Raw genomic sequence first — 26,885 nt, forward strand, 5'->3', positions numbered from 1 at the left:
GAGAGCTTCCGCAAACTTAGAACGCACGTCCTGGGATGAATCCCGGGTGCAAGAATGTATCGCGGATTCTCTCCAACCTTTTCTTTTGTCCCGGGCCCAGCCTTCCAGCCCGGACGTTCTGCTTCTGCCTGTTGCAGAGGGAGATGACTCTAGTGGGCCGCAGCGCTCTCCACTTCGCAGGCCACCGCCCACACAAACCCGCATAATTCACGCGCCACTGCGGCCACCGCCAGATTCTTCGCCTTACCTCGTTGTACCAGCTTCCGGTATTTCGTATGCAACCGTTCCTGGGCCTTCCATGAAATCAGCTGAATCTGCGGGTTTAATTCTTCCTGTCGCTTGGCGATTTCGCCCCGCACCGCCGGCTTGTGCCGGTAGCTCCACGCCGCTTCCACCAGCAAACGCCGCGCATGCCGGTTCCCCGTCTTTGTCAGTTTCCCCGCCGCACACTCTGCCCTGACGAATACTCCCTCGGCACCAGCCCCAGGTACGCCATCAGTTGCATCGGGCTGCGAAAACGCCGGAAACTGCCGATTTCGGCCACCAGCGACACCGCCGTCACGAATGCCACCCCTCGCAACCCTTGCAGCGCCTTGACCAACGCTCCGTTCGCGCCCTGGGCGGCCTGCTCCAAAAGTCCCGTTTCGATCCTCTTCAGCCGCTCTTCTCCTTCTTTCACGGCGTGCAAATATTCCCGAAACGTTATCGCTTGCGCTTCCTGCTCCAGCTTCAGCCCTTCCAGCCACAGCCGGTAGCGTTTCGTCCATCTACGTTTAATTCCCGCCGGCGGTGTGATTGAGTACCGCAACAGAAACTTCAGCAGCCGCTGCTTCGCCCGGTGCAGATCTTCCCGGGCGTCTTCCCGCGCCCGCACCAGGTCCCGCAGCGCTTCGTCTTCCGCGCTTGGCACGTAGACCCCGCTCAGTTCGCCGGCCCGAAGCAGCTCCGAAAGGCGCAAAGCATCCCGTCGGTCCGTCTTGACCTGATCTCCACGCCGTACCGGGATGAGCGATGGCGCCACTACCATGCAGCGCACGCCCAGGCTCGTCAGCAAACGGTGCAGTCCGTAGCCCGTCGGCCCGCCCTCGTAGCAAACCTCCAGCTCTTCCTTTTTTCCCAGTTGTTTCAGCAGTTTGCGGATCGCTCCAGCTTCGTGCTTGATCGCTCCCACATAGCGGGCGGCGTCTCTGCCGCTTTCCGCTACCGCCCCGCCACCGCTATTGTTTCTTTCGATACATCCAATCCTACATATTTTGTGGTATAATTCATTCCAACCAGCTCCTTTGCTTGTAGCTCTGAAATGGGGTTTCACGCTTCCATTTTAACCTACGTCCTGCAAACGTGAGCTGGCCTTTTTGTTCATCTTAACTTATATTTCAATAAATGCCGTTCACCCGGCATCTCAGCAGTTCGCCGGGTTGGAGCAAGCGCCGTTTCATGGCGCTTGCTCTCCGCACCACAACCCGCGGACATCGCGGGTTTCGTCCCAGGTTCGGCCCGCTTCGATCAGGCGCAGCAGCGGCTCGATGGCGTCTGCCGCGTCAGCGTAGCCCGCCAGCCCCGGAGCTGCGCCTTCAGCGGCTCGAACGCGGCGCGCAGCGGCGGCTTGTCGCCGCGGTAATACGCGGCGTGCAGGTCGTCGCGGTCGAGCGGGCGCAGCGGCAGGTCTTCGTAGCGGCTCACGATCAGGTGAGCCAGCGTGACCGCTCCCCGGGCGACGACCGGGGACACAAAGGAAGCTCGGCAGGGTCCGGTACTCGAAGCCGCCGTGCGGCTGGAGCCGGAAATCGCCGAGCACGCCGTAGCGCGGACGCCGGCCTCCGGCCCGGGCGTCCTCCAGCAGCGCGATGGGCAGCGCGAGGTAGCTGTCCAGCGCGCGCAGCAGCGGCGCCGTCAGCGTGACGCCGCTGAAGTGCAAGTGCCCGCCGAGGGCCCAGCCCCTCAGCGGCATGCCTCCCGCCCGCCAGCTTAAGGAGCGGTTGGCAATAAGCCGGTCCGCCTGCCTCGCGGCGGACCTCAGCTGCGCCAGCAGCGCGCGCGGTTCCCCGCGCGGCCGGGGGCGCAGCTCCGCCACCGGGAACGCGCCGCGCGTTCCCGGGGTCCGGCGTCGCAGCCGGCGACGCCGTCCGCGGGCAGGTACCGCGACGCGGGCACGACGCGGCCGGTGGAGGCCCGGAGCAGAAGGAACTCCGGGTCCATGCCCATGACGAGGTCCGGCCGTCCGGGCCGTTCCCTCTCCAGGGCGCGGCGCAGCGCCGCCTCGGCCGAGCGGTAGGGCTCGGGAATCCGGCCGCCGGAGCCGGCTTCCGGCGGCTGGATCCCCTCCACCGCATACCGCCGCTCTCCCCTGGCCGCAATCAGCACTTCCCCGCTGTCCAGGCCAAGGCAGTACAGCGCTTTGGCGGCCAGGCGGCCCAGCCGCTTCGGCAGGCTTCCCCGCGCGAGAAAGGGAACGGCTGCGTTTTCAGCCGGGGCTCCCGTAGGGTCGCCGTTGGTAGAGGATCGCGAGCGGGGACGGGCCGTGAGCAGCAGCGCCGCCGGCTTCATTCCAAGTCCAGCTCCAAGAGGCGTGATCTCCAGCGGAGCCAAATTATGAACCTTGACCCTGTAGCGCTGGCAATAATACTCCTCCCGGGCGTTGTCCGCCCGGGCTATAATTCCTTTGAGGCTTCCCGGCTTCCCGGAACGGGCGCCGGGCTCAACGCGGGCGTCTCCTCCGGAGGCAAGGAATGCTTCTATTCCGCTGCGCCGAAGCCGCCGTTCCCTGTCTTCGGGCGTCAACGCATGATAAACCTGGATACCCTCGTTCATATTCCGTCCTCCCGAAGCGCAAAGTAATGCAAACCGGCTTTCCCTCTTGGCGCTCACCCGGACGGCTGGCGCCTCTTTCGCCCGAAAAAAAACAAAAAAAGGAGGGCATCCGCCCTCTACGCCGCTGCCCCCGGTTCATATAATGGAACATATCCGCTCCCGCACATCCGCCAAGCCGGCGGGATCGGTGCAGCCACCCTTAAACCGGGCGGCGGCGTATCTTCCTTACAGTTCATCGTCCAGCGCGTCGGGGTCCAGGTCTTCGAAATCGAAGCCTTCGGCTTCAAAGTCGTAATCCTTGTCTTCGGGATCGCTCTCCTGATCGCTGACATATACGCGAACCTTGGTTTCAGCCACCAGCTCCGCCTCGAATTCGCGTTCGACCCGGATCGTTACGCTGCCCCCGCCCGGAGACACGCCCGCTTCCACACAGTTCGGCTCCTGCATTGCCTCCGCAGAAACCTCCACGGTGGAAGCCCGGTGTTTCGGGTCGAGATACGAAAGTGAAATCGGCTCCACATAGGAAACGGTCTCTTTCGCTACCTCCGTTTGCTTGTTTTTGTCGTACGAATACCAGATGTTGATATCGTAAGTACCGATTACCTCAATTCCGTTCCCTGCGGCAACCGCTTCGTATTGGTGGTTGATAATCCAAGCCCCCAAAATACTAGTCGGATGATGTGGCGGAGTTACGGTATGGGTTACGGTGGAGAACTTACGACCTTTGCCGCAAATCGCTTTCGTAATGATCTCCCTTGTTTGGCGTTTATGGCCTAATGACATCTTTGAACCTCCTCCATACAATCATTCACTATCAAGTGTATGCAGGGCGATGGCCCAGGGTGACAACTATTTTTGGATAAGTTAACGAATTCAAAAAATCATCAAAAATGCCTGTATTCGGCGCTTTTCGCTCGTTTAGCGCATAAAAAGAGACGGCCGTTTCCCGTAATGGGAGCACAGCCGTCTCTTTCGATTTTTCGGAAAATAGGAAATAAAGGATGAAGCGGACGCTATTCTCTTCCGGCCAGGAAAGACCGCGAAGCCATCTGCCGCCGGGCGACAATGGGCGCTTTATACTGTTTGGCGATTTTGAGATACAGTGCAAGCTCGCGGCACAGCTGGAGAATGGCCGAACGAACCTCGAACTCTTCCCTCGAAGACGGCAGCTTCATTTCCTGGAACTCCTGCTCCAGCGTGTTCAGCAGCTTCTCCGTTCTTCCCGTGTATTCTTCATTCAACACATCGTTGCTCAATTGCTCGAACAGCTCGGCGACCATTTCGCCATGGGGCAAATGCTGGTACACCTGAGAGAGGAGCTGAATCATATTCTGGATGGATTCAAGCTGCTCCTTACGCATGTAAAAGTAGACGTTCCAGGCCTCGTCCGGATGAATGACGCTGTTCTCCATCTCCCTTGCCGCGGCATTCAGGCCGCGCTGAACCGCGCTGCCCGCCTGGATCAGCTCTTTGCCGTCCCACACGTACTGCGGATCATGCAGCGTGTTTGACATTTGCTTGAAAATAATGGAGAAGAGCCCGTCCACCTCTCTGCGTATCCCGTACATCAGTTCACCGGTCTTCGGCATATAAATCAGGTTGACCAATCCGGCGGACCCGAGCCCGATCGCAAGCAGCTCCACCTGCTGGATCAGCACATGAATGCTCAGCTCGGCTTGTCCGAACACGCGAAAGACGATAACCGAGCTTGTGACGATCCCTTCCCTAAAGCCTGCACGCACGATCAGAGGGAAGCCGAACAGAACGAAGAGGCAGAGCACCCAGTAATGGAAGCCGAGCAGCCAGAACAGCCCGCAGCCAAAAAATAGGCCGACCAGCGATGCGAAAAAGCGCGCCGTGATCGTCTTGACGCTTCTTTTCCGGGTAACCTCAACCCCCAGAATGGCCAGCAGCCCGGCGCTTTGCGCATTCGGTATCCCCGCCGCGGCGGCCAGCAAAACAGACAGCAGCGTCGCCGCCGCCGTCTTGATGACGCGAAATCCCATGAAATTACCCCGCTTTAATAGTTTTGCGAAGCAAAGCTTGCCTCGAGGCTTATGCGCAAGTATTGCATAACAGCAACCTCCGAACGCTTGCGTTTGCCGATAAAATTCATGGTACTTGATTTTCTGTAAACACACAATACTTCCAGGACTTGCTTCCACGGCGTCTACCGCCGGGACAACAGCACTTTCTCAATATATACGACCAGCTGGTACATGGCTGTGGCGACAAAAGCGATAATGATCAGGCTCGACATCACGAGCGTGAAATTGAAGACCTGAAAGCCGTATATGATGAGATAACCGAGCCCCGATTTCGCGACAAGAAACTCGCCGACAATAACGCCCACCCACGACATGCCGACATTTACCTTGAGCGTGGAAACGATGGCGGGGAACGAAGAGGGAAGAATAACCTTGAAGAATACCTGTCTCCGGTTCGAGCCGAACGATCTGACCACTTTGACCAGATTGGGGTCCACCCCGCAAAAGCTGTTGTAAACGACCAGTGTCGTGACAATAATCGTTATCGACAGCGTCGTGACTACTATAGAAGTGAACCCGGCTCCGAACATGACAATAAAGATCGGGCCGAGGGCCACCTTCGGCATGCTGTTAAAAACAACCATATAAGGATCAAGCACCGCCGACAAAAAGGGAGACCACCAAATTGCGACGGCCAGCAGCGTGCCAAGCAGCGTGCCGAGCACAAAGCCGGCCGCCGTCTCTCCCAGGGTAATCCCCAAATGATGCCACAGACTGCCGTCGGCCATATTTACATAGATCTGCCGAAACACTTTGGACGGATAGCTGAACAGCAGCCGATCGATCCAGCCCAGTCTGGCGGCTGTTTCCCACGCCGCGAAGAACAGCACAAGCAGACCCCCCTGGACGGCAAAAACCGCTCTTTTCCGGAGCCGTTTCGCCCGCTTGAATTCCTCATGACGGCTGCTCAGCCATTCCGAACGGGAAGCCGCGGTTCCGGTGTTCTCCGTTCGCGCTTTATTCACAAGCCTTCCCCTCACTTTGCTCTAGCCTTCGATCTTCCCGGCTGCACCCTCAATCTTGCCCCCAAGCTCCATCTCCTTCCACAGCTCATGGAACAGTTCCGCAAATCCAGGCTGATCGCGTGCATAGAGAGGAGGGGTATTCGCGATTCGATCCGGAATCTCGAACACCCGGCGGATTCGGCCCGGGTTCCGTTCCAGCAGTATGACACGGGTGCTGACCGCGATCGCCTCCGACAGATCATGGGTAACGAGGACAGCTGTCTTTCCGCGCCTCCGCAACGTTTCGGCTACCAGATCCTCCAGCTGGAGCTTGATTTGATAGTCCAGCGCCGAGAACGGCTCATCCAGCAGCAGCAGACCCGGATCGGTTGCCAGCGTCCGCACGAGCGCGACCCGCTGGCGCATTCCGCCCGAGAGCTGGCCCGGGTAATAATGCTCCGTTCCTTTCAGCCCCATATCCGCGAGCAGCTCAAGCGTCTTCCTCCGGCCCGTTTCGTCTAGGCGGCCGGTCAGTTCGAGACCCAAAGCCGCATTGCCCAGTATGCTCCGCCAGGGTAACAGATAATCCTGCTGAAGCATATAGCCGACTTCCGGAGAAGGGCCGCTCACGGGACGGCCGTTCACATGCACTTCACCCCGGGAGGGCGGGAGCAGCCCGGCGATAATCGACAACAGCGTCGTTTTGCCGCAGCCGCTCGGTCCGACCAGACTGACGAATTCGCCGTCTCTAATCTCAAGATTCAGATCCTCCACCGCAAGGGAAGCTTCCCTGTCACCCAGATAAGCGTGCGTGACCGATTTTAATTCCACAACCGGCGGCATACAAGACCCTCCTTTAGGAATGGCGTTCAGGGTGCAAAAAACGATTATTCTCCGCTCCCCGCCTTCTCCGCAAACGTGTTATTCACAATTTTGGACGCCGGAACCCGTTCTTTCAGTTCTCCCGCGTTTTCCATCACATCAAGCAAATTATTCCATTCCTTGTCGTCGATGACCGGATTCAGTGCGTAGGTATCCTGTTCCTTATAGCGTTTAATCGCCGAGACGACGATGTCACGGTCCGTATTTTCGAAATAAGGCACGACCGCGCCGGCAATTTCCTCTGGACTGTGCTGTTTCACCCAAAGCTGGGCTTTTTGCAGCGCATTGGTGAACTTTTGCACGGTGTCGCTATTTTTCCCGATAAAGCTGCTCTTGGCCATAAATACCGTATACGGCAAATAACCGCTCTCTACCCCGAATGAAGCGATGACCTTGCCCCGGCCTTCCCGTTCAAAGATCGACGCCTGCGGTTCGAACAACTGCACGTAGTCCCCGGTTCCCGAAGCAAACGCGCTCGCAATATTCGCAAAATCGATATTCTGGATCAGCTTAAGATCGGCAGACGTATCGATCCCCTTCTTTTTAAGCGTGAACGCGCCGGCCATCTGAGGCATGCCGCCTTTTCTTTGTCCGAGGAATGTCGACCCTTTGAGTTCGCTCCAGTCGAAATTCGGATGGTCTTGGCGGGCGAACAGGAACGTGCCGTCTCTTTGCGTCAGCTGGGCGAAATTGATGACCGGATCATCCGATCCCTGCTGATACACGTAGATCGACGTTTCCGAGCCGACAAGCGCAACGTCGATTGCTCCAGAGAGCAGCGCCGTCATCGTCTTGTCTCCGCCGGGGATGGTCTGAAGCTCGACATCCAGCCCCTCCTCCTTGAAAAATCCCTGCGACAGCGCCACATATTCGGGTGCATAAAAGACGGAACGCGTGACCTCGCCAACCTTCACCTTGACCGTTTCCGATTTGCCGCCGCCGCAACCAGCAAGCAGCGAGACGGCAAGCCCGATCACCAGCAGCAGCGCTGCTGATCTTGTTGTTCTACCCATATTGCAAATCTCTCCTTTCTCCCATGGGTTACCCCTTCTTGATCTGAACCGCTTCGAAGCGAAAGCCCCGCTTGTAGTGGGATTATTTAAATATATGCGGGTGCCTATGGTTTGGTTAAAGAGGGTAAGGGAAAGGAGATCAGTAAGGAGGAAAGTTTAAGAAAAAGCATGAATATAGGGGGAGATACTGAAGCGATATTCAATCACGCCGATGTTGCTTCGCCGGTCATTTTGCGGCTACAAGCGGTTTCAATTGCAGTAACCATCGGAGAAAAGCGGCGCTGAACTGATCCTTGCCAACAGGCGCCGCCGACATCCAATCCTCTTCACTCCCGCAGCTCATGCGCAGCAGCCATCCGCATGAAAGGTCTGCAAGGAATGACGCATACTGAAAAGACCAGCCGCCGCAGCTTCTGGAGCATATCCGCAGCTCTCCTGTCAAATGCCGGCTTTTCACGCTTTGGGCAAACAGGGCGGACAGCCCGGAGTCGCCTGTCGCCGCCTCCATTTGCCGGCTCAGTTCGCTTAGGGAGCTGAAGGCCGCCTTCTTTCTGATTTCTTGGTACTCATGTCTGGACATCAGAAGGGCGGGACTGTCCCCGGAGCTTGTTTTCGGCAGGGAAATGCCGTCCAGCAGAAGGGTCCGAACGCCTTCCAGATTATCGGCTTCCTTCAGCTCATAGGAGGAGCTGGCCGATGTTTTATGGCAAACTACGAGTATTTTATCCTTGCTCACATATACAAACAGATCGTTCTCCGTACCACTGCTGATGTAATGCAGGCGGCACATCCGTTCCGTTTCTTCCGTCAGTTGGAGCAGCTCTCTTTCCCGGGGCTCCTTCCCGCCTTCAGGCATCAAAAAACGCGATAATTGCTTTGACTCATCTTCGTACACTGCGATCGGTTCCTTCCGGTTATCTGAAATAGAGACGCCAAACCTTTCAATTCCGGCGAAAATATAGCAATCTTTATGTTATCATAAGCTAATTTTAAGGTAAAATTAAGAAATAACGGGTAATATCTATATCATGAAATAACTGTAACGAGGTGATTTCAAATGAAAATGCTGATTACATTCCAGAACAAGCTCGTACCCGTATATTTTACTACGGAAAATAAGCAGCCGACACAAAAAGTGCTCAGACTGTTGACCAGCACGCTTGAACTCAAAATCAACAAAGGTAAAAATGCTCTCAAAAAATGTTTAAATTCTTTGATCAGTATCGAAATTAAAGGCTCCGAGGCCATTTTGCACAGTTATAGCGAAAACGATTCCCTGGCGCTTTCCCTCTATTAAATGGTGCTGGTCCCGGATGTTCTTTCCAGCAGCAAGAAAAGGCAACTTCCTTAAGGAAGTTGCTTTTTTATTTGGGCCCTTCGAGTCTCTGCGCGAGCACGGGCTGTATCATCCTATCTTATGGTTGTTGTTCTCCGCCTTTTCCGCCCGTTGAATCCGAAGCTGAAACAGCTTAACCAAATTGATTCTCGTCTGGTCGTGACAGTTGTCCAATTTTTTAATAATAAAACGGTCAATGGACATGTCAATCGCTCCTTTAATCGTTCTGCAGGGAGTGCAGGAGAACATTCCCTGCCCGCCTTGTATCCCCTATTTACCCGGCCTATCGCATTTTAAACGGGCCGTTTGGCGCCCAGAATGCGAATACGGCCTCCATTATACAGGTCCATTGGCCTGCTCCATTTGCCCGTCTTCTATATATTGACACCAGCCATGTCAAAAAAACGCTCACATTCAAATATGTTGAGGGGCCGATACGGAAGAAGTCAGAATGTAGGCCGGCAAAAAAAGTTTGAATTTTTTTTGTCTTTTTCTCACACTCGAACATCTGCCCCGCGATCGGTCCCAAAATGGAAAGACCCTGGGATAAACCCTATTGGGTCAATCCTCCGCTTCCCTCCGCCAACCGTATTTTCGGGAACGCGAGGAAGCCGTTTTTTGCACGGAGCCGGCCCCGCTTTTCCGCTTGGATTTGGCCTCCTTGGCGGTTTGATACTGAAGCTCGCGCTGAGTTTTGCGGTAGCTCTGCAGCCGTTTCTCCTCAAGCTCCCCGCTGCTGACCGCCTCCAGAACGGCGCAGCCCTCTTCGCGTTCATGGCGGCAGTCCGCATACCGGCAGCGCTCTGAAAGCTGCCCGATATCGGCGAATGCGAGATCCAGCCCGCCTTCGTCCTCCCACAGCTGTAGCTCCCGCATGCCGGGGGTGTCGACGATCACGCCTCCGTTCGGCAGAAGAAACAGCTCCCGGCGCGTCGTTGTATGGCGGCCTCTGCTGTCATCCTCCCTTACTTCCCGGGTAAGCTGAAGATCGGCGCCGCAGAGCCAATTGACGAGCGTCGATTTACCGCAGCCCGAAGACCCGGTCAGAGCGACCGTCCGGCCTTCCCCGACATAGGGCAGCAAGGATTCGCGCCCGCTGCCTAAATGCGCGCTAACCGCATGCACCGGAACACCGGGAGCGGTCATTTCCATCTCCGCGATTTTAGATTCCGGATCATGGCATAAATCCGCCTTGGTGAGCAGGATAACCGGCGACGCCCCGCTGTTCCAGGCCATAATGAGATACCTCTCCATGCGCCGCAGATTGTAGTCATCATTCAGCGCGCTGACCAGAAACAGCGTATCGATGTTGGCGGCAACGATCTGTTCCCGCGGCTGTGATCCTGCCGCCTTCCGGGATATGACGCTGCGGCGGGGCAGCACGCCGTGAATGATAAGATGCCCACCGTCCGCCCTTTTGACCGAGGTCCAGTCTCCGACAGCGGGGTATTCTCCGAAGGTCTCAAGGGAGTGCCGGAGCCTGCCCGAAAGTTCCCCCCACTGCTCTCCGTCATCCGTCCGTATCCGATATTTGCTCCCGAAATCTCCGACAATCCGCCCGGGAATGAGAGTTTCTCTTTCCGTTTCGTGGATTGTCATGCCGCTCCATTGATTAATCCAATATTCATTCCATCCGTATTGCCGTATCGTCATGCGATACCTCCATTGTTAGATTATTCTTCTTACACAATCTTTCATTCTTCTGAACCGGGAACCGCGCTTATTGGCTGGGATACCAGCCGCGTATAACGCAAAAAGCCCGCCGGAACTTAAATCGTTCCGGCGGGCGGAGAGAGGCAGGGTCCCTTTGCTCAAGAGACATCTTGACCTATCGTCTTGCGTATACAGCGTCGGGGTCCAATGGACGCCTAATCACTGTGAACGCGCATATGCGGTCAGACTTCTCCAAGTCAATCGGCATACGCAAAAAAGCCGCCGGAACCGATACGGTCCCCGGCGGCGCTGACAGTCAATAAAAGTGCGCGCTGACGCTGCGGCGTCTACTTACGCCCGCAGCCTGTTCCCGGAAGACACGTATCCTGAGCAGTAACAACCGACAAAACCCAAGCCGTATAAACTGTCATAATACATCCTCTCCTTCCGGTAATTTATGGTGTCATCATAAACGGGAGAGAGTCCCGCTGTCAACCCTGAGTCTGCCCATATTACAAAATACTGCGTAGCTCATGGAGCTCATCGATGGTCTTCCAGGGCTTCACATCCAGCTTGTCGTCCCACGCATGGTTGCGGCGAAGCCAGATTCCCTTCATTCCGGCGCGCCCCGCGCCCCAAATATCGTTTACGGGATGATCCCCGATGAACACGGTCGCTTCCGGACCGTAACCCAGCCTGTCCAGCGCCAGGCGATAGATGGCGGGGTCCGGCTTGCTGATTCCGGCCTCGCCGGAAATCACGATCGATTTGAAATGGCTGCGCAATCCAAGAAAATCGATTTTCCCGTGCTGGATGTCGCTTTTTCCGTTCGTTAACAGACCAAGCTCATAGCCGCGTTCCCTCAGAAACCCAAGCGATTCGACCGCATGCTTCATCAGCGCGCCATGACCTGAATAATTCAAGTCGTAAAATGCGCGGATCTCTGCAGCCGAAACGGATTCCCGCCAAGGCAGAACCTCGCTCAGTTCCCGGAAAAATCCGTCCTTGTCCCGATACCCGTCGGCATCCCTGACTATGATATCTTCCACGATTTCCAGCTGACGGTCCGACTCCAGATGGCCGAGAAAATGAGAGACAAACTGCGTGCTGAAGCTTCGAAACGTGCTATCTCTGTCCATAAGCGTATTGTCAAGATCAAACAGCAAAGCTTTAACGGTTTCCATACCTGATTCCCCTTGCTTTTCTTAATGCGTCGTCGCCCGTAAGCGGGCTTTCAGGAACCATTGTACTATGGCGCTTTACTCTAAGTGAAGACCGTTTCGCAAAAAAGGTGAATCTGGAGCGTTCTTATACTTTCCGAACAAAATCATTGGCATTTAACGGGATGCGCCGATGATTCCTTAAACTGACAAGGAAATAAACAACTGGCAAGCTCAAAAGCAAGCATCCAGCGGCAATCATTCCGCTCACTTGCCCGTATTGATAGGCGGCGCTCCCCACCCATGAGCCGAAGGAACCGCCAAGATAATATCCAACCATATAGAGTGAATTCAAACGGCTGTGATGTGCCGGATTCAGGCGGCTTAAACGTCCTTGGTTTAACGTCATGTTCATTCGGGAGCCTACATCAAGCACAAAAGTGACAGCTATGAGCACTGATAAATGAGACCAACCCATGCCTAATAGTACAAAAGAGAATATCATCGTCAGCAGCGCAGCCACATTCCAACCGCGGGCATGATTGCCGTCCGACAGCCGGCCTGCGAAACCCGCCGCCAAGGTGCCTGCGATTCCGATGACGCCGAATGTTCCGTTGATCCCGTTCCCGAAATGATAAGGCGCGCCGTTCAGAATAAATGAAAGGGGGACCCAGAAGACATTGAAGGCGGCAAAGGCGGCCGCACCGAAAAAAATCGTTTCCCTCAATACCGGCTCCTCCCTGAGCAGGGGAACCATTGACCGCATGATTTGTATGTACGAACTTTGCTTCCGGACCGAATCTTTCGGCAGCTTCATAAACAGATAACCGGCTAACAGCAATAAAATGCCTCCTGCAAGCAGATGTACAGTCCGCCAGTCATATAGTTGTCCGATCCATCCACCGGCCACACGGCCTACCAGCACACCGAGGAAGACGCCGGTCAGCAGCCTTCCCGTTACCGCTCCTTTTTTTGCCGAATCCATGTTTGAAGAAACGAACGGAATAATGAGCTGCGCCGCAACCGTGCTGAACCCCAGGCCAAACCCGGCAATCAGCAGAAGCCTGAGCGAAGGCATAATCGTCATTGCAACCAGCCAAAAAGCCGACAGGAGCAGGCTGGCAAGAACCAGCTTTCGTCTGTCAAAGCGGTCGCCAAGCGGAACGATAAATAATAAACCGAGCGTGTAGCCCACTTGAATGACCGTGAACAGTAATCCTGATTGATTCTGATGAACATTAAAACTTTTGGCGATATCCGAAAGCAAAACCTGATCATAATACAAATTGGCAACGGCAAGCATGCACACAAAGGTAAGCAGCCATTGCAGAGCTACAGGGAAAAGCTTAAGCTTTGCGCCAGATTCCATGGCAGATCATCCTCTCTACTTGAATACGACCCAGTGTATAATGAACTCTGGAGGTTAAGAAGAGACGCGTGATCCTAGGATTGGCGGACCTATGCAAGCGAAAGGGGCGGCTTTGTTGTGACACAAGACAAGCATCAGGAATTGGGGCTTTTTTTAAAGAAAAAACGCGCTTCGCTCACACCGGAGCAGGTTTGTTTACCTACGGGAAGCAAACGGCGGGTTGAGGGATTACGCCGCGAGGAAGTTGCGGAATTGGCCGGTTTAAGCATAGATTGGTATGTTCGTTTGGAGCAGGGCAGGCCTGTCCGCCCTTCAGCTGAGGTATTGCTGACCTTAAGCGATGCTCTGCAGCTAAATCGAAAAGAACAGGAATATTTGTATACTCTGGCGGCGCAGCGGCTGCCCGGTGAAACACCCGAATCAATTAAAGTCAGTTCCGGAATGCAGCAGTTTCTGGATTTGCAAAATCCTTATCCCGCTTATATCACCGACCACGAGTGGAATATCATTGCCTGGAATCAGGCCGCATTGTCGGTATTCGGGGATTATTCGGCAATGACCAGGCTGCAGCGCAATTCAATCTGGCGCTCGTTCATGGACCCATATATGGAAAAGCTGCTGGACAACTGGGAAGGTCATGCCAAACTGCGCGTGAGTCAGCTAAGAATGGTCCACAGCCAGTTTCCGGAGAATCCGGGACGGACGGAATTGATTAATCAGCTCCTTCGGCACAGCGGCAAATTTGAGAATTGGTGGAATGAACAAACCATTGCGGGGACGCCGGAAGGCAAGAAACTGATCCATCATCCTGACGTCGGCGATATTCGCCTGAGCTATCTTTCCTTTCAAGCGGAAGAGCTGCCGAATGCGACGATTACCGTCCACCTGGCAAGCGACACGGAATCAAGACAGAGGCTGGAGCGGCTGCTGGATAACAAGATTTCATGACAAGAAGAAACGCCTGACGGCGTCTTTATAAGACGCAAGTACATTTCTCGTAGAAATATAAGTCAAAATGTTAAGCCTCCGGCTTATACTTTCTTATATTTGAGCATTTTGCATTAATCTGAGCCCTTGTCACACAAAGGAATTTTGAGCATAAAAAAGGACTTCACACCAACTTGGAGAAGTTTTTTGGTAACGACACCAAAACACTCAAGAGGAGGAAGCCCCTTTTGTATATTCTCCAAGAAAGTCTATTTTCCTTTGAAGAGCTTCAAAAAATCGAATCCAAAGAACGACTGCCCATCTTTTTCAGTGCATTGGACCTGAGACCGTACGCGAGACAATTGAGAAATCCTTCACCCCGGGGAGCGGATGGGCACTGCCGTCAAGGCATTCTTCGTGCATTACTCGCGGCTCCCTTAGAGAACATGGATACGTTCACTGCCCTAGCGCGCAGACTGGAGTTTGACCTTCGTTTCCGTTACCAATGCGGACTTCGGCTGGACATTCCTGCCCCTTCGATTTCCACGTTAAGCCGGGTTTTTGCCGAGTTGACTCACAAAAGCCTTGCCAAGCAGCTGTTTGAGGATCTTGTGGCTCAGTGCCAAGAAGCTGGAATCATCGACGGCACGCATGTCGCCATCGACAGCGCAGCCATTCACGCCTATGAGAAAAAAGAACCCAAGCGAAAAAGCGAACTTACCGGCAATGCCAACTGGGGAGTTAAACTCGATACGTTTGGAAACAAAGTCAAGTGGTTTGGCTATAAGTTGCATCTGGCTGTTGATACCAAGAGTGAACTTCCGATTACACTAAAAGTTACACCTGCACATGTGAATGATGGGGACGAGGGACCCACGCTTATAAAGCAATCCGTCGACCGATGTAAGACCCGATTCTTCATGTTGGATGCGGGTTATGACCAAATGAAAAACTACGAGGCTGCCCGAAACGTTAAGGCCCAAGCGATTATTCCCATGAATCCGCGGAATGAAAAAGAACCGCCTGCAGGCATAACCGCCAAAGGAACACCTTGCTGTTCGATGGGGTTTCCGATGACGTATTGGGGACAGGAGAAAGAACGTTTGAAATTCCGCTGTCCGCACGCCACGGGAAAAGTCGAATGCCCCTTGGGCATGGCGGCTTGTTCTACCTCCAATTATGGCATGGTGGTCAAGGTCGACACGCAGCAAGACCTTCGCCGCTATGCGATGCCACACCGGGAAAGTCGGGGCTGGAAGGGACTCTACAACAAACGAACCAGTGTAGAACGATGCAATTCTCGAATGAAGACCTATTTAACCGCAGACCAATTGCATGTTTGGGGCATTCAAAAAGTTACGACTCACCAATATTTGAATGCCATTGTGTTGCTTGCTTCAGCACTTGCCATCGCGAAGCAACGAGTCCAAAACGCCGCTTGAATTTTAAGTTTCACCAAAATTCTGCCCGTCTGTCCTTTTATCGCTCAGCTCTCACAAGATTGAGATTTCGCTGTAGCCTAAGTCTGACTTTGAATCAAAATATGAATTATGCAAAATGCTCATTTTAAAAAAACAAGCCCGCCAAAGCTCTGCAGTTGCCGTCCTGCAACTAAATGTGCAGTTCGGCGTTACCGGTCAAAGCCCGGCTGCAAGCGCTGGCGGCTTGTGTCACTTAAAATGCTCACGGCGGTGGGTCAGCATCAATTCATCTTCCGTGATATACAGCGGAAATGGCGGCGTTTCCTTCAAATATCTTTGACTGGAAAGCAAGTGATAGTGAACCTCGGGAAGCGCTGCTTCTTCACGCAGAGGAAGCTTGCCTGTATCGCTGATATAGTTATCGACCGCTGACTGCACCATATCGAGAAAATAGGGAATGTCCTTATCCCCTTCCTCAAAAATTTCAAACGTTTCCCTAGACATATAGAACTTTTGCTCGGATCTTCCGCCCAAATAACGGGCCAGCCGGGACAAATCGATACTTTTGTCGTCCTTCATCAGGACGGTACGGTTGATTTTGGCGGGCATATCCAATTCGAATTGGCGAACGGCCTGTTTAACATCCGGCAACGTTACGGTGATCTGGCTTGGGACGGGTTCTTTCTTAAACTTTTTAAAAAGCATTTCGAAAGACTCCTTTCTAGCTGCCATAGATAACGCTTACAATTCTATTTTATGCCAAACTCTAAATTTTAATCAACTAAAATTCTTACTGTCACAGAACCGTACGATTTATAAGACGATTATTTGACAGATTCCCAATGCGTCCATATTTCTCGCGGATTCAACTCATACTTGTCGTTCTCCCTGTACATGAACTGATGCATGATAAACTCGCGGCGGATAGTGGCAAAGTCGTCATGGTACTGTTTGATGAAGGCGTTGATTTCTTTCTCGCTGTAGACCACGCCCGGCTTCAACTGTTCGACAATATGCTGCAGGGCGATCAGTTTCTTCTTGTATTGCGCCGGAATCTGCCGCAGACGGCCGTCCTTGGCGAAGAAATTGCGGATCACCGATTCCTTCAGATTCTGTTCCTTGCTCTCCTCTTCCATCTCACTTGCCCCCTTGTCAAAAATAAACCGCAGCGACGCCTCCCCGCCATTCCGGATAAACTCCGGATTCAGCGTAAAGTAAACGGTGTTCTTGTCGCGGCGTTCCTTGATAAGCGCTGCCGAGCGCAGTTTGGCCGCATGATGCGTTACCGTAGGCTGCGACAGATTCAGCTTCTCCGCCAACGCCTGGCCGTGCATTTCCCCCTTCGACAGCAGCAGAAGTATGCGAAGACGGGTGGGATCGGCGAGAGCTTTATGATAACCAACGATTTTATCGAGCTGCAATGCGGACACTCTCCTCTTTGGACGAAACTCATTAGATATATATCTAATTATATTCAAAGAACGACCTTTAAGCAAATGAAAAAGCGCTAGCCCGTCTCCCCTGGAAAAAAGGCGAAAATTGAGGTAGGATTTAGTTTACACGTTTCAGACGTAGACAGAAAGTGCGAGGAAACTACGGGAGGTTGTCCGCTTTATGCATGATGTGATTATTATCGGAGCCGGGCCTTGCGGCTTGTCCGCCGCTATCGAATGCCGCCGGCAGGGCCTCTCCGCAATTATTGTGGAGAAGAACTTTATTGTCCATTCCATCTACTTGTACCCTACTCATATGCAGTTCTTCAGCACCCCGGAGCTGCTGGAAATCGGTGATGTACCCTTTACGACACCGAATGAGAAGCCGTTCCGCCACGAGGCGCTCGTCTACTACCGCAAGGCTGCCGAGAAGCACGGCCTGGAGATTGCCGCATATGAAGAAGCGACCGCTATCGAGCGGCTCGAAGACGGGAAATTCGGCGTACATACGGTGAACCGGCGCGGCGAGCGCCAGACCCGGCGGGCGGCCTCCGTCGTGATATCTACCGGCTACTTCGACCAGCCGAACTGGATCGGCATTCCCGGAGAGGATTTGTCCAAAGTGACTCATTATTTCGGAGAAGCGCATCCGTACACCGGCATGAAAGTCGCGATTATCGGAGGCAGCAATTCGGCGGTCGACGCAGCCCTGGAATTGATGCGGGTCGGAGCGGAAGTCGACATGATCTACCGCGGGGACAGCATCTCCGGCAATATCAAGCCTTGGGTGCGTCCGATCTTTGAAAGCATGGTGCAGAAGGAAAGAATCCGGCTCCATCTTTCCTCCAGAGTTACCGAAATTACGGCGGACACGGTAGTGGTATCCTCCGGTTCCCTGCAAGAAACCTGCACAGTGGACAATGATTTTGTTCTGGCGATGACCGGCTTCAGGCCGGACCGCAGGCTGCTGTCCTCGATAGGTGTCTTTATGGACGACGATATGGATAAGCCCGTGTTCGATCCGGCGACGATGGAGACGAACATTCCGGGCGTATACGTGGCGGGTGTGATCGCCTCCGGGCGCAACGCCAATGAAATCTTCATCGAGACGGGACGCCGGCACGGGACGCTGATCGCAGGGCATCTTGCCGGGAAGCAGCCGGCCAGAGACAAGGAGCTGAACTGACAATGGATTATACTTCCCTGCTTCTTCTGGGGCTGGCTGGCCTCGGCATCATCAGCAGCAACTCGACTGTGACCATCGCCATGGTAGCTCTGCTGCTTGTGCGTCTGCTCGGTCTTCACCAGGCTTTTCCGTGGCTCGAAAAATATGGACTGACCGCCGGTATCATCATCCTGCTGGTCGGCGTCATGGCGCCGCTGGCAAGCGGGCGGATTTCGCTGCAAACTATAGGCCAGGCATTCCTCCACTGGAAATCGCTGACGGCCATCGGCGTCGGCATCCTTGTCGCCTATCTTGGAGGCCGGGGAACGACGCTGATCGGTAGCCAGCCGACGATTGTCGCAGGTCTGCTGATCGGAACCGTCATCGGGGTAGCCGTCTTCAAAGGGGTGCCGGTCGGACCGCTTATCGCCGCGGGCATACTGTCGCTCATTATCGGGAGAATGTAATGGAATACACGCTTATTGACTTTTGTTCTGTACAGTGTTTTGATATTTTTAAAACGTATCTAAGGATTATTGCTGCACCCCGAACTTCAGGAGGATAAAGATGTCTAGACAATTTATAACGGAAGCCGTGATGATGGCCATTTACGGCCAGCTGCTGATGCCGAAAACGCCGGTGGAATATATCGTTCCTTACACAACCATACTGGAACTGTACGAGCTCCGGGAGAGCGGCGAGCCGCTGATGAATATTCCCGACGACGACCAGCACGTCAAAGTCAAGATCGGCGAGCTGATCGCCTATTTCGAAGAACCGCTCAACCAGAAAAAAATCCGCCGCTGCCTGAACGTACCCTGGGCCAAAAGTCCGGCCATTCTGCTTGGAGAGCGGTCGCAAATAACGATTATCAACAGTGTGGACAATGCCAGCTACGGCGAGACGTTCGACCCGATTGAAACCGAGCTTCTCCTGACTTCGCAGCGGGAAAAGATTCCGATCCTGACCGACCAGTTCGAGATGATCCACCGGATCATCGACGGCGGCATTCCCGTGACAGTATACGATATCGACGACTTTGAATTCGCCATGGAAGAAGAAACGTTTAGAAGGTCCCACTGACGGGGCTTTCCATTCTTCCGCCGGGCACTGAAATGAAAAGCGGGACCGGGCAAGAGAATCTCCTTGCCCCGGTCCCGTTTGTTTGTTGTTTGGTGTTCCCCTGACATCCGGCATCCCTGGCCGCTTAAGAGAGAGACAGCCCCTCTTACTTATTTGCGCTTGCGGCTGCTGTGGGCGCTTCTTCCCCGCCTGGCGTAGGCTCATACCGGTACTCGATGTCATCTTCTTCCGTAGAATAGACAATGGATAGATTATACCCATCCATATACCACAGGTCCTGCTCCTCCATGTAAAATACGACACCTTCGCAGGCAGCTTCAAGCCCCGGACGCCCCGCAGGCTCCACGGCAATGCCCAGCGAGAATCCGGGATGAAGTCCGCCGCCCGAGCTGTACCGGGGAAACAGGCGGATGCTGACGCCGTCCGTCAAACCGAGTTCCCGCTTGAACCAGGAGGCGGCTTCAGGACTGACAGAAATACTCATAAAGCTTCAACTCCTTTGTCTATTACTTTTATCATACCTTAATCCAAGCTCTATTCCAAACGCCTGCAGAATATAGCGAATCGTTAAAATTCTTTTTTTGTTCGAAAATATGTTTGACAAATTTGCAGAGCCGGTGATAAACTCTGAGGTAGCGAAACGTTGCAAATTATTACCAATCTTAACGAAAGGGTGATCTCGGTGTTTAAATTTACGGATATTCATCACACTATTGTCGGCAGCCTTATCCAACCGAATACCGAAGCAGCCCTGCAGGTGAATCTTTCCCGGAAGCGCGCGTTCTAGCCGCTTTTGTTTCGGGAAGCCGAACATTTTCCTCGCCGGTGCTGTTACGCGCCGTGCGCATGATACGTTTGAGAACCAGGCATATCGTCCGTTAACGGATGATATGCCTTTTTTGCTGCCTACCGAAGCTGATCGATCCGGCTTGACCCTGATCTTATTGCCGACGCAAGTCCACCCTCGAAAGGAAGGGATTTTTCATGTTTTCCGTGTTAAAAGATCTCGGCTGGTTCTTCCGCCGGGAGAAACGGCGCTATACGATCGGCCTGTTCGTGCTGATTATAGCGGGCATCATTGAACTGCTGCCCCCGCGCCTCTTGGGTTCCGCTATCGACGAAATCGTACGCGGCTCCATTACCGCAGGTTCTCTGATCAAGTATATCGCTATGATTATCGCTCTGCTTCTGATCATCTACTGGATTACCTACATATGGATGCGGAGCCTGTTTGGAGGATCGAACCTGGTCGAACGCCTGCTGCGTTCCCGCTTTATGAACCACCTGCTTACGATGACGCCCTCGTTCTTCGAGCGAAACCGCACCGGCGATCTGATGGCCCGGGCCACCAACGACATTCGGGCGGTATCCGTTACCGTGGGCTTCGGCATGCTGACGCTCGTCGACTCCACCATTTTTTTCGCTGTTGTACTCTTTGCCATGGGCTTTCTGGTGAGCTGGAAGCTGACACTGGCGGCCGTTCTGCCGCTGCCGCTGATCGCAGTGGCCATGGTCATCTACGGCAAAGCGATTCATGACCGTTACACCTTGGCGCAGGACGCCTTCGGCGATATGAACGACCAGGTGCTGGAATCCGTTTCCGGCGTGCGGGTCATTCGCGCCTATGTGCAGGAGCGCTTGGATGAGAAGCGCTTCGCAGCTATAACGGATGACGTCTACCGCAAAAATATGGCCGTAGCCAGGGTCGACTCTTTTTTCGAACCGACGATCCGGTTCTGCGTGGGCCTGAGCTACATTATCGGCTTGACGTACGGTATTTATCTCGTTCTCCGCAATCAGATCACGCTGGGCGACCTCGTATCATTCAATATGTACCTCGGCATGATCGTATGGCCGATGTTCGCCATCGGCGAGCTGATCAATGTGATGCAGCGCGGCGGCGCTTCGCTCGAACGGATCGATGAGACGCTGAATGCCGTGCCGGATGTGCAGGACGTTGCTAATCCGGCCGCCGTATCCGATCCGGGCTTAATTGAATTCAATAATGTGACGTTTCGCTACCCATCGTCCACTATCGATAATCTGACCGGCGTCAGCCTGTCGCTGTCCAAAGGCGAGACGCTGGGCGTTGTCGGCCGCACTGGCAGCGGCAAATCGACGCTGCTCAAACAGCTGCTTCATGAATACCCGACCGGAACCGGCAGCATTCTCATTTCGGACGTTCCAATACAGAACATAGCGCTTGACCGTCTTCACAGCTGGATGGGCTATGTGCCGCAGGAACAAATTTTGTTCTCCAAAACCGTGCGCGAGAATATCCAGTTCGGACTTGTGAACGCAAGCGACGACAAGATTCTGGAGGCGATTTCCACCGCAGCCTTCAGCAGCGATCTGGATACGCTGGAAAGCGGCCTGGATACGCTTGTCGGAGAGCGCGGCGTCTCTCTTTCCGGAGGCCAGAAGCAGCGGGTATCGCTGTCCCGCGCTTTTATCGCCGAGCCCGAAATCCTGCTTCTCGACGATGCGCTGTCGGCGGTGGACGCCCGGACCGAAGCGCGGATTGTCGATAACATCCGGTCTCAGAGAGCCGGCAAGACGACTCTGATTTCCACCCACCGCCTGTCCGCCGTCGAACATGCCGACCAGATCGTTGTGCTGGATAACGGGCGGATTATCGAGCGCGGAACCCACGCGGAGCTGCTCGGGCTGAACGGCTGGTACCGGGAGCAGTACGAACGCCAGCAGGTGGAGAATAATCTTAACTAAGAAAAACGAATTTTCACGTGATAAGCAAAGGTCTACCATTCACCAGGGAGGTGCCATCCATCTTGAAACAAAATACGGGCAGACGCCTGCTGCAATATGCGCTGCATGCGAGGACAACATTTATCGCAGCGCTCCTCCTGCTCTCCATCGGAGTCGCAGCGGAGCTGGCGGGCCCTTTTATAGCCAGAAGCATGATCGACAACCATATGCTTGCCATTGAACAGCCTTACTACCAGACCTCGTCGCCAGACGATGCCGCTCTGTACAACAACGCCTATTATAAGCACGGAGACAGGTTCAATCCGGGAGAGGAAAAGGGCGGCGAGGTCCGCCTGCTCCAGGTTGGACGAAGCTTCTATTTCATCGGCCAGCCCGTCGAAGCGGCAAACGGCGAACGCAGCTTTGATGCAGGCCAAGTCACAATCAACAGCGGCGGGGACAAGTTGAGCTATCCGGCCGTTAAACTTACGACGGATGAATTGTTCGCTTTTTACAAACCGGAGCTCCCGGGCATTACCAAGCTGGTCGGACTGTACGGAATGTTCCTGGTCATCTCAATCTTCGCCGAATTCGGCAAGACCTATTGGCTGCAATCATCCGCCAACCAAGTCGTCCGCCGGCTGCGTACGGATGTGTACGCACATATTCAGCGGCTGCCGGTCTATTTTTTCGATAATCTGCCTGCGGGCAAAGTGGTGTCCCGTGTTACCAACGATACCGAAGCGGTCAAAGAACTGTTCATCGCCGTATTGTCGAACTTCGCCAGTGGAATTATCAACATTATCGGCGTCTATACCGCCCTGTTCCTGCTGGATGCCCGACTCGGACTGGTCAGTCTGTTCATCGCCCCGGTCATCGTGGTGTGGGTCATTTTGTACCGCAAGGTAGCAACCAAATACAACACGATCATCCGCTCCCGCCTCAGTGAGATTAACGCCATCATTAACGAGTCGATTCAGGGGATGTCGATTATCCGCATCTTCCGCCGCCAGAAGCAGAGGCTGGACGAATTCGAGACGCTCAACGAAGATTATTTGAAGTACCAGAACAAAATGCTGAATCTCAACTCGCTTACCTCGCATAATCTGGTCGGTTCGCTCCGCAGTCTTTCCTTCGCACTCGTACTCTGGTATTTCGGGTTCGGGAGTCTGAGCGGAGGAACGATCGTTTCGCTGGGCGTGCTCTACGCCTTCGTCGACGTGCTGGGACGGATGTTCCAGCCGATCATCGGCATGGTCAACCAGCTGGCCAACCTCGATACCTCGATGGTGTCGGCGGGGCGGGTCTTCAAGCTCATGGACGAACCGGGCGAGAAGGTGACCGATGGCGGAATGCCCCGTTACAAAGGTGATGTGGTGTTCAAGGATGTCTCCTTTGCCTACAAAAAAGACTTTGTCCTCCGCGACATTTCCTTCGAGGCGCGCTCCGGCGAGACGGTCGCCCTGGTGGGTCATACGGGCTCCGGCAAAAGCTCGATCATCAATCTGCTATTCCGTTTCTACGACCCGCAGCGCGGCTCGATCTCCATTGACGGACAACAGACGACGGACATTCCGAAGCAGTGGCTGCGGAAGCATATGGGCATCGTCCTTCAGGATCCTTATCTATTCACCGGAACGATCGCTTCGAACGTCAGCCTGGAAGACGAGAGCATAACGAGGGAAAAAGTGGAATGGGCGCTCAGAGAAGTCGGCGCGGACCGGCTGCTTGCCCATCTGCCGCAGGGCTTCGACGAGCCGGTCGTGGAAAAAGGCAGCACGCTGTCCGCAGGGCAGCGCCAACTGATCTCATTCGCCCGCGCGCTCGCCTTCGACCCCGCGATCCTGATTCTCGATGAGGCCACATCCAATATCGACACCGAGACGGAGAGCCTCATCCAGCAGGCGCTGGAAGTCCTTAAGAAGGGGCGGACGACATTCATCATCGCCCACCGGCTGTCGACAATCCGCAGCGCTGACAAAATCCTCGTCCTGCACCGCGGGGAAATCGTAGAACGAGGCAGCCACGATGAGCTGATGGCGCTTGGCGGCCGCTATTACCGCATGTATCAGCTTCAAACCGGTTCTGCCGTCCATAAGGATGATACCGCTCAAACTGCCAAGACCGCCCCGGCTGTCCATATTCCGGCCAGTATGCAATCGGCGGGCCGTCAAGGATAAGCCATTCCGCCTTGCCGATGAAACTTTTGATGTCTGCTCTTTATATCTGCCGGCCCCTGTCCCAACGGACAGGGGTCTTCTGCATTTAGGAACTTTCATTGCGAAAGGAACGCATGTTCGTTATAATGGGGTAATCATCCAACGGAACGGAGTGAAGACGCTTTTGATAAGCTACAAAGTATCCAAACGCCAGGCTGCGCAGTTTCTTCTTAAGCATCAGCGTCTCGGCCCTTATCGGCTGCCGAGCGGTAAAGAGAGCGTTTACCGCTATATCCGGCATGCCAACTGCATCCAGTACGACCCGTTGAATATAGCCGGCCATAACCATGAGCTTGTGCTTCAAGCGCGAATCCCCGGCTTTACACCCGGGATGGCGCAAGAACTGCTGTATCAAGACCGGCTGCTGCTCGACGGCTGGGACAAGAATATGTCGATCTATTGCACGGAAGATTGGCCTTACTTCCGCAGACTTCGAGACAGCGCAGCCGCCCGTTACGGTTCCAATGAAGCCGTGATGGCGATGGTCCACAACGTTCGGGCTGAGATTGCGGAGCGCGGCCCGCTCTCCTCTCTTGATATGGGCTGGAAGGACAAAGTCGACTGGTCCTGGGCTCCCGCCAGACTGTCCCGCGCCGCGCTGGAGAGCATGTATTTTTGGGGTGAGCTGTCCGTCCATCACCGGGTTCACACCCGCCGCTATTATGATTTCGCGGATAATCTTCTGCCGAAAGACCTCCTTGCAGCGCCGGAACCCAATCCGTCTGAGGAGTCGTTTCAGGAATGGTACGTACTGCGGAGAATCGGCGCGATCGGTCTGCTGTGGAACAGGGCCGGCGACGGCTGGCTGGGCATAAGCAACCTTAAGAGCGCGGATCGTGACGGAGCGATCCAGCGGCTGCTGCTGGCGGACTCCATCAGGGAAGTGAGGGTGGAAGGAATCAAGCCTCCGCTCTTTATCCGAACTGCTGATGCCCCTGATCTGGAGACGATTCTGAAGTGCAAAACCGGCGAGAGTCCGTTCGATAGCGGACATTACGCCGCTGCTTTGGCTCCCCTCGATAACCTGATCTGGGACAGAGAGCTTATCCGCCAGCTGTTCGGATTTCAGTACCGCTGGGAAGTATATAAGCCTGCGGGAGAACGCCAATACGGATATTACGTGCTGCCGCTGCTGTATGGAGACCGCTTTGCCGCAAGATTCGAGCCTGTTATGGACAAAGCAACCGGAGACCTGATTCTGCGCAACTGGTGGTGGGAAGCCGGAGAGGGACTGCATATTTCCGGCTTAATGGCGGCGGCGAAGTCCGCAGTCTCCACGCTCGCCCGTTCATTAGGCGCACTAAGGATTACGGTGCCTCCGGCAGTAGCCGCGCAGAGCGGCATCGGCGAATGGGATGGAGATCTTTAACTTTCATTATCACAAGAACAAAGCCTCTGCCGGCGTTCCCGCCGGACAGAGGCTTTGTTCTTTCGGTTACATGACTTTCTCATTGATTGCGCCGTTTTAAATTGGCCGGAGGATAACCTCCGAGCATATCTTCCTCTTCCAACTTGCCTTCCAATCCCAGCTTATGGTACAGCTCCGTACAATATCCCTGCAGCTTCAGTTCCAGAGCGCCTGCTTTATTCTTGAACCTCTTCAGTTCCCTGATGATACGGGTTCTGCCGGAAGGAGTAAACGTATCCTGAATGCGTTCCTTGAAATAATCATGGACGATATAATTTCTCTGCTTCCAAACATGGTGCAGCTGCGCCGTTTCTTCCTCTGAGAACGGAAAATGATGTTGGATTTCCTTGATGAGCTGGCCGAGTGAATTGCCAAGCTTACGTTGATATAAATCCGACAAATCCGCCTCGGATGGCAGGGTGCCCTGGGAAAGCTTTGTCAGCAGTAGCAGATTGGTGAGCTGCTGCTCCAACGCCTGGCAGTAGTACACGGCCAGTCCGAAATAGGCGAACAGTTCTTTGGAATGTTCACTCTCCGGTAATTGTGTATCCTCCTTCATCTGTCCTCCGTTGTCATGTTTCGTAATTGATTTGATATTAATTCGGTGCTTATGTATGAACAATAATTCGCCAAGCTCCCTTTGATTCCCTCTTCCTATTGTAATATGAGCGTTCTAAAAAAATCAAAACCACCCGTATAACGGGTGGTTTGTTCTGCGGCTGAAAGCCTTTATTACTGGCCAGCCCTAAAGGGCACTGAATGGTTCGCCAACCGCACTACTTTTACTGCTACCCCTAAAGGGGTTTTCTATTTCTTCTTCTTTCGATTATCTTTGATCTCTTCTCCTGTAAATGGATCAATGTATTCCATGATTGTTATTTGTTCCGCGACGATATCCTCCTGCAGTTGATTTTGGATATATTCTTGTATCACTTTCTTGTTCCTTCCGACGGTATCCACGTAAAACCCTTTACACCAAAATTTCCGATTTCCATACCGATACTTTAGGTTGGCATGTCGGTCAAAGATCATCAAGCTGCTCTTTCCTTTTAAATATCCTATAAACGCCGATACACTGAGCTTTGGTGGAATACTCACCAGCATATGAATATGATCTTTACACGCTTCTGCTTCGATAATTTCTACATTCTTTCTTTCACATAGTTGTCTCAGTATTTTCCCAATATCTTGTTTCAATTTCCCATAGATTACTTGGCGTCTATACTTTGGGGCGAACACGATATGGTACTTACAATTCCATTTTGTATGTGCTAAACTGTTCACATCAGATGACATCTGTATTCCTC

General features: G+C 53.9%; 27 protein-coding genes and 1 pseudogene. 9 read left to right on the forward strand and 19 right to left on the reverse strand.

Annotated features, from left to right (window positions below):
- Window positions 1-149 precede the first annotated feature (149 nt).
- The 10 genes and pseudogenes from PUR_RS26080 to PUR_RS15065 all read right to left on the reverse strand — a co-directional run bounded on the left by PUR_RS26080 (window position 150) and on the right by PUR_RS15065 (window position 8,593).
- A complete protein-coding gene (locus PUR_RS26080) occupies window positions 150-401 on the reverse strand; it encodes a hypothetical protein (RefSeq protein WP_232101518.1) in 252 nt (83 codons plus the stop codon).
- A gap of 29 nt (window positions 402-430) precedes the next feature.
- Window positions 431-1,171, reverse strand: a complete 741-nt coding sequence (locus PUR_RS15025; protein ID WP_232101519.1) for an IS110 family RNA-guided transposase — start codon at window positions 1,169-1,171, stop codon at window positions 431-433.
- Between the two features lie 335 nt (window positions 1,172-1,506).
- On the reverse strand, window positions 1,507-1,731 hold the full coding sequence (locus tag PUR_RS15030; RefSeq protein WP_179035949.1) for a putative amidoligase domain-containing protein: 225 nt from the start codon (window positions 1,729-1,731) through the stop codon (window positions 1,507-1,509).
- Between the two features lie 52 nt (window positions 1,732-1,783).
- Window positions 1,784-2,811: pseudogene (locus PUR_RS26085) on the reverse strand (putative amidoligase domain-containing protein); the annotation flags it as partial.
- A 225-nt stretch (window positions 2,812-3,036) separates the two neighbouring features.
- Window positions 3,037-3,594 (reverse strand): outer spore coat protein CotE, encoded by a 558-nt coding sequence (locus tag PUR_RS15040; protein WP_179035950.1) that lies wholly within the window; start codon window positions 3,592-3,594, stop codon window positions 3,037-3,039.
- A gap of 230 nt (window positions 3,595-3,824) precedes the next feature.
- A complete protein-coding gene (locus tag PUR_RS15045) occupies window positions 3,825-4,817 on the reverse strand; it encodes an aromatic acid exporter family protein (RefSeq protein WP_179035951.1) in 993 nt (330 codons plus the stop codon).
- Window positions 4,818-4,981: 164 nt separating this feature from the next.
- Window positions 4,982-5,770, reverse strand: coding sequence for an ABC transporter permease (locus PUR_RS15050; protein WP_179037931.1), 789 nt, complete (start codon window positions 5,768-5,770; stop codon window positions 4,982-4,984).
- 75 nt (window positions 5,771-5,845) lie between these two features.
- Window positions 5,846-6,646, reverse strand: coding sequence for an ABC transporter ATP-binding protein (locus PUR_RS15055; protein WP_179035952.1), 801 nt, complete (start codon window positions 6,644-6,646; stop codon window positions 5,846-5,848).
- Window positions 6,647-6,690: 44 nt separating this feature from the next.
- Complete coding sequence (locus PUR_RS15060; RefSeq protein WP_179035953.1) at window positions 6,691-7,698, reverse strand: ABC transporter substrate-binding protein; 1,008 nt, start codon at window positions 7,696-7,698, stop codon at window positions 6,691-6,693.
- Window positions 7,699-7,924: 226 nt separating this feature from the next.
- A complete protein-coding gene (locus PUR_RS15065; RefSeq protein WP_232101521.1) occupies window positions 7,925-8,593 on the reverse strand; it encodes a hypothetical protein in 669 nt (222 codons plus the stop codon).
- Window positions 8,594-8,755: 162 nt separating this feature from the next.
- On the opposite strand from PUR_RS15065, the gene PUR_RS15070 reads away from it, so the two are divergent.
- Window positions 8,756-8,995 (forward strand): hypothetical protein, encoded by a 240-nt coding sequence (locus PUR_RS15070; RefSeq protein WP_124693894.1) that lies wholly within the window; start codon window positions 8,756-8,758, stop codon window positions 8,993-8,995.
- 108 nt (window positions 8,996-9,103) lie between these two features.
- Here the strand turns inward: PUR_RS15070 and PUR_RS26315 are convergent, their stop codons facing one another.
- The 4 genes from PUR_RS26315 to PUR_RS15085 form a co-directional block, all read right to left on the reverse strand.
- Window positions 9,104-9,238 carry a hypothetical protein gene (locus tag PUR_RS26315; RefSeq protein ID WP_269474658.1) on the reverse strand — a complete coding sequence of 45 codons (135 nt, stop codon included), beginning with the start codon at window positions 9,236-9,238 and terminating at the stop codon, window positions 9,104-9,106.
- 357 nt (window positions 9,239-9,595) lie between these two features.
- Window positions 9,596-10,687, reverse strand: coding sequence for a ribosome small subunit-dependent GTPase A (gene rsgA, locus PUR_RS15075; RefSeq protein ID WP_179035955.1), 1,092 nt, complete (start codon window positions 10,685-10,687; stop codon window positions 9,596-9,598).
- A 512-nt stretch (window positions 10,688-11,199) separates the two neighbouring features.
- Window positions 11,200-11,871 carry an HAD family hydrolase gene (locus tag PUR_RS15080; RefSeq protein ID WP_179035956.1) on the reverse strand — a complete coding sequence of 224 codons (672 nt, stop codon included), beginning with the start codon at window positions 11,869-11,871 and terminating at the stop codon, window positions 11,200-11,202.
- 124 nt (window positions 11,872-11,995) lie between these two features.
- Complete coding sequence (locus tag PUR_RS15085; RefSeq protein WP_179035957.1) at window positions 11,996-13,216, reverse strand: MFS transporter; 1,221 nt, start codon at window positions 13,214-13,216, stop codon at window positions 11,996-11,998.
- 117 nt (window positions 13,217-13,333) lie between these two features.
- On the opposite strand from PUR_RS15085, the gene PUR_RS15090 reads away from it, so the two are divergent.
- Together PUR_RS15090 and PUR_RS15095 are read left to right on the forward strand one after the other, a co-directional pair.
- Complete coding sequence (locus tag PUR_RS15090; RefSeq protein ID WP_179035958.1) at window positions 13,334-14,164, forward strand: helix-turn-helix transcriptional regulator; 831 nt, start codon at window positions 13,334-13,336, stop codon at window positions 14,162-14,164.
- A gap of 227 nt (window positions 14,165-14,391) precedes the next feature.
- On the forward strand, window positions 14,392-15,585 hold the full coding sequence (locus tag PUR_RS15095) for a transposase (RefSeq protein WP_179035959.1): 1,194 nt from the start codon (window positions 14,392-14,394) through the stop codon (window positions 15,583-15,585).
- A gap of 228 nt (window positions 15,586-15,813) precedes the next feature.
- On the opposite strand, the gene PUR_RS15100 is transcribed toward PUR_RS15095, so the two are convergent.
- Window positions 15,814-16,269, reverse strand: coding sequence for a DUF3939 domain-containing protein (locus PUR_RS15100; protein WP_179035960.1), 456 nt, complete (start codon window positions 16,267-16,269; stop codon window positions 15,814-15,816).
- A 119-nt stretch (window positions 16,270-16,388) separates the two neighbouring features.
- Complete coding sequence (locus tag PUR_RS15105; RefSeq protein ID WP_179035961.1) at window positions 16,389-16,985, reverse strand: DUF2087 domain-containing protein; 597 nt, start codon at window positions 16,983-16,985, stop codon at window positions 16,389-16,391.
- A 193-nt stretch (window positions 16,986-17,178) separates the two neighbouring features.
- On the opposite strand from PUR_RS15105, the gene PUR_RS15110 reads away from it, so the two are divergent.
- The 3 genes from PUR_RS15110 (at window position 17,179) to PUR_RS15120 (ending at window position 19,245) form a co-directional block, all read left to right on the forward strand.
- On the forward strand, window positions 17,179-18,183 hold the full coding sequence (locus PUR_RS15110; RefSeq protein ID WP_179035962.1) for a YpdA family putative bacillithiol disulfide reductase: 1,005 nt from the start codon (window positions 17,179-17,181) through the stop codon (window positions 18,181-18,183).
- A gap of 2 nt (window positions 18,184-18,185) precedes the next feature.
- Window positions 18,186-18,629, forward strand: coding sequence for a DUF441 domain-containing protein (locus tag PUR_RS15115; protein ID WP_179035963.1), 444 nt, complete (start codon window positions 18,186-18,188; stop codon window positions 18,627-18,629).
- Window positions 18,630-18,729: 100 nt separating this feature from the next.
- A complete protein-coding gene (locus PUR_RS15120; RefSeq protein ID WP_179035964.1) occupies window positions 18,730-19,245 on the forward strand; it encodes an ADP-heptose synthase in 516 nt (171 codons plus the stop codon).
- Between the two features lie 145 nt (window positions 19,246-19,390).
- Here PUR_RS15120 and PUR_RS15125 read toward each other — a convergent pair whose 3' ends face one another.
- A complete protein-coding gene (locus PUR_RS15125; protein ID WP_179035965.1) occupies window positions 19,391-19,729 on the reverse strand; it encodes a HesB/YadR/YfhF family protein in 339 nt (112 codons plus the stop codon).
- 500 nt (window positions 19,730-20,229) lie between these two features.
- On the opposite strand from PUR_RS15125, the gene PUR_RS15130 reads away from it, so the two are divergent.
- From PUR_RS15130 to PUR_RS15140, 3 genes are all read left to right on the forward strand, one after another.
- Window positions 20,230-21,972 (forward strand): ABC transporter ATP-binding protein, encoded by a 1,743-nt coding sequence (locus PUR_RS15130; RefSeq protein WP_179035966.1) that lies wholly within the window; start codon window positions 20,230-20,232, stop codon window positions 21,970-21,972.
- Window positions 21,973-22,034: 62 nt separating this feature from the next.
- Window positions 22,035-24,131: an ABC transporter ATP-binding protein gene (locus PUR_RS15135; protein ID WP_179035967.1), complete on the forward strand. Its 2,097-nt coding sequence runs from the start codon at window positions 22,035-22,037 to the stop codon at window positions 24,129-24,131.
- A 163-nt stretch (window positions 24,132-24,294) separates the two neighbouring features.
- Window positions 24,295-25,539, forward strand: a complete 1,245-nt coding sequence (locus tag PUR_RS15140; protein ID WP_179035968.1) for a DNA glycosylase AlkZ-like family protein — start codon at window positions 24,295-24,297, stop codon at window positions 25,537-25,539.
- Between the two features lie 79 nt (window positions 25,540-25,618).
- Here PUR_RS15140 and PUR_RS15145 read toward each other — a convergent pair whose 3' ends face one another.
- Both PUR_RS15145 and tnpA read right to left on the reverse strand, forming a co-directional pair.
- Window positions 25,619-26,137 (reverse strand): hypothetical protein, encoded by a 519-nt coding sequence (locus PUR_RS15145; RefSeq protein ID WP_179035969.1) that lies wholly within the window; start codon window positions 26,135-26,137, stop codon window positions 25,619-25,621.
- A 248-nt stretch (window positions 26,138-26,385) separates the two neighbouring features.
- Window positions 26,386-26,874: an IS200/IS605 family transposase gene (tnpA, locus tag PUR_RS15150; RefSeq protein WP_179034640.1), complete on the reverse strand. Its 489-nt coding sequence runs from the start codon at window positions 26,872-26,874 to the stop codon at window positions 26,386-26,388.
- Window positions 26,875-26,885 lie beyond the last annotated feature (11 nt).

Source organism: Paenibacillus sp. URB8-2 (genome assembly GCF_013393385.1).
In the GTDB taxonomy this organism is placed as follows: domain Bacteria; phylum Bacillota; class Bacilli; order Paenibacillales; family Paenibacillaceae; genus Paenibacillus_AQ.

What these genes read in the sequence shown, in the direction of transcription:
- PUR_RS15045 (WP_179035951.1), bottom strand. Translation starts at nt 4,817, where the DNA reads ATGGGATTTCGCGTCATCAAGACGGCGGCGGCGACGCTGCTGTCTGTT.
- PUR_RS15055 (WP_179035952.1), bottom strand. Translation starts at nt 6,646, where the DNA reads ATGCCGCCGGTTGTGGAATTAAAATCGGTCACGCACGCTTATCTGGGT.
- PUR_RS15060 (WP_179035953.1), bottom strand. Translation starts at nt 7,698, where the DNA reads ATGGGTAGAACAACAAGATCAGCAGCGCTGCTGCTGGTGATCGGGCTT.
- PUR_RS15120 (WP_179035964.1), top strand. Translation starts at nt 18,730, where the DNA reads ATGTCTAGACAATTTATAACGGAAGCCGTGATGATGGCCATTTACGGC.
- PUR_RS15040 (WP_179035950.1), bottom strand. Translation starts at nt 3,594, where the DNA reads ATGTCATTAGGCCATAAACGCCAAACAAGGGAGATCATTACGAAAGCG.
- PUR_RS15125 (WP_179035965.1), bottom strand. Translation starts at nt 19,729, where the DNA reads ATGAGTATTTCTGTCAGTCCTGAAGCCGCCTCCTGGTTCAAGCGGGAA.
- PUR_RS15085 (WP_179035957.1), bottom strand. Translation starts at nt 13,216, where the DNA reads ATGGAATCTGGCGCAAAGCTTAAGCTTTTCCCTGTAGCTCTGCAATGG.
- PUR_RS15145 (WP_179035969.1), bottom strand. Translation starts at nt 26,137, where the DNA reads ATGAAGGAGGATACACAATTACCGGAGAGTGAACATTCCAAAGAACTG.
- tnpA (WP_179034640.1), bottom strand. Translation starts at nt 26,874, where the DNA reads ATGTCATCTGATGTGAACAGTTTAGCACATACAAAATGGAATTGTAAG.
- PUR_RS15115 (WP_179035963.1), top strand. Translation starts at nt 18,186, where the DNA reads ATGGATTATACTTCCCTGCTTCTTCTGGGGCTGGCTGGCCTCGGCATC.
- PUR_RS15080 (WP_179035956.1), bottom strand. Translation starts at nt 11,871, where the DNA reads ATGGAAACCGTTAAAGCTTTGCTGTTTGATCTTGACAATACGCTTATG.
- rsgA (WP_179035955.1), bottom strand. Translation starts at nt 10,687, where the DNA reads ATGACGATACGGCAATACGGATGGAATGAATATTGGATTAATCAATGG.
- PUR_RS15100 (WP_179035960.1), bottom strand. Translation starts at nt 16,269, where the DNA reads ATGCTTTTTAAAAAGTTTAAGAAAGAACCCGTCCCAAGCCAGATCACC.
- PUR_RS15110 (WP_179035962.1), top strand. Translation starts at nt 17,179, where the DNA reads ATGCATGATGTGATTATTATCGGAGCCGGGCCTTGCGGCTTGTCCGCC.
- PUR_RS26315 (WP_269474658.1), bottom strand. Translation starts at nt 9,238, where the DNA reads ATGTCCATTGACCGTTTTATTATTAAAAAATTGGACAACTGTCACGAC.
- PUR_RS15070 (WP_124693894.1), top strand. Translation starts at nt 8,756, where the DNA reads ATGAAAATGCTGATTACATTCCAGAACAAGCTCGTACCCGTATATTTT.
- PUR_RS15130 (WP_179035966.1), top strand. Translation starts at nt 20,230, where the DNA reads ATGTTTTCCGTGTTAAAAGATCTCGGCTGGTTCTTCCGCCGGGAGAAA.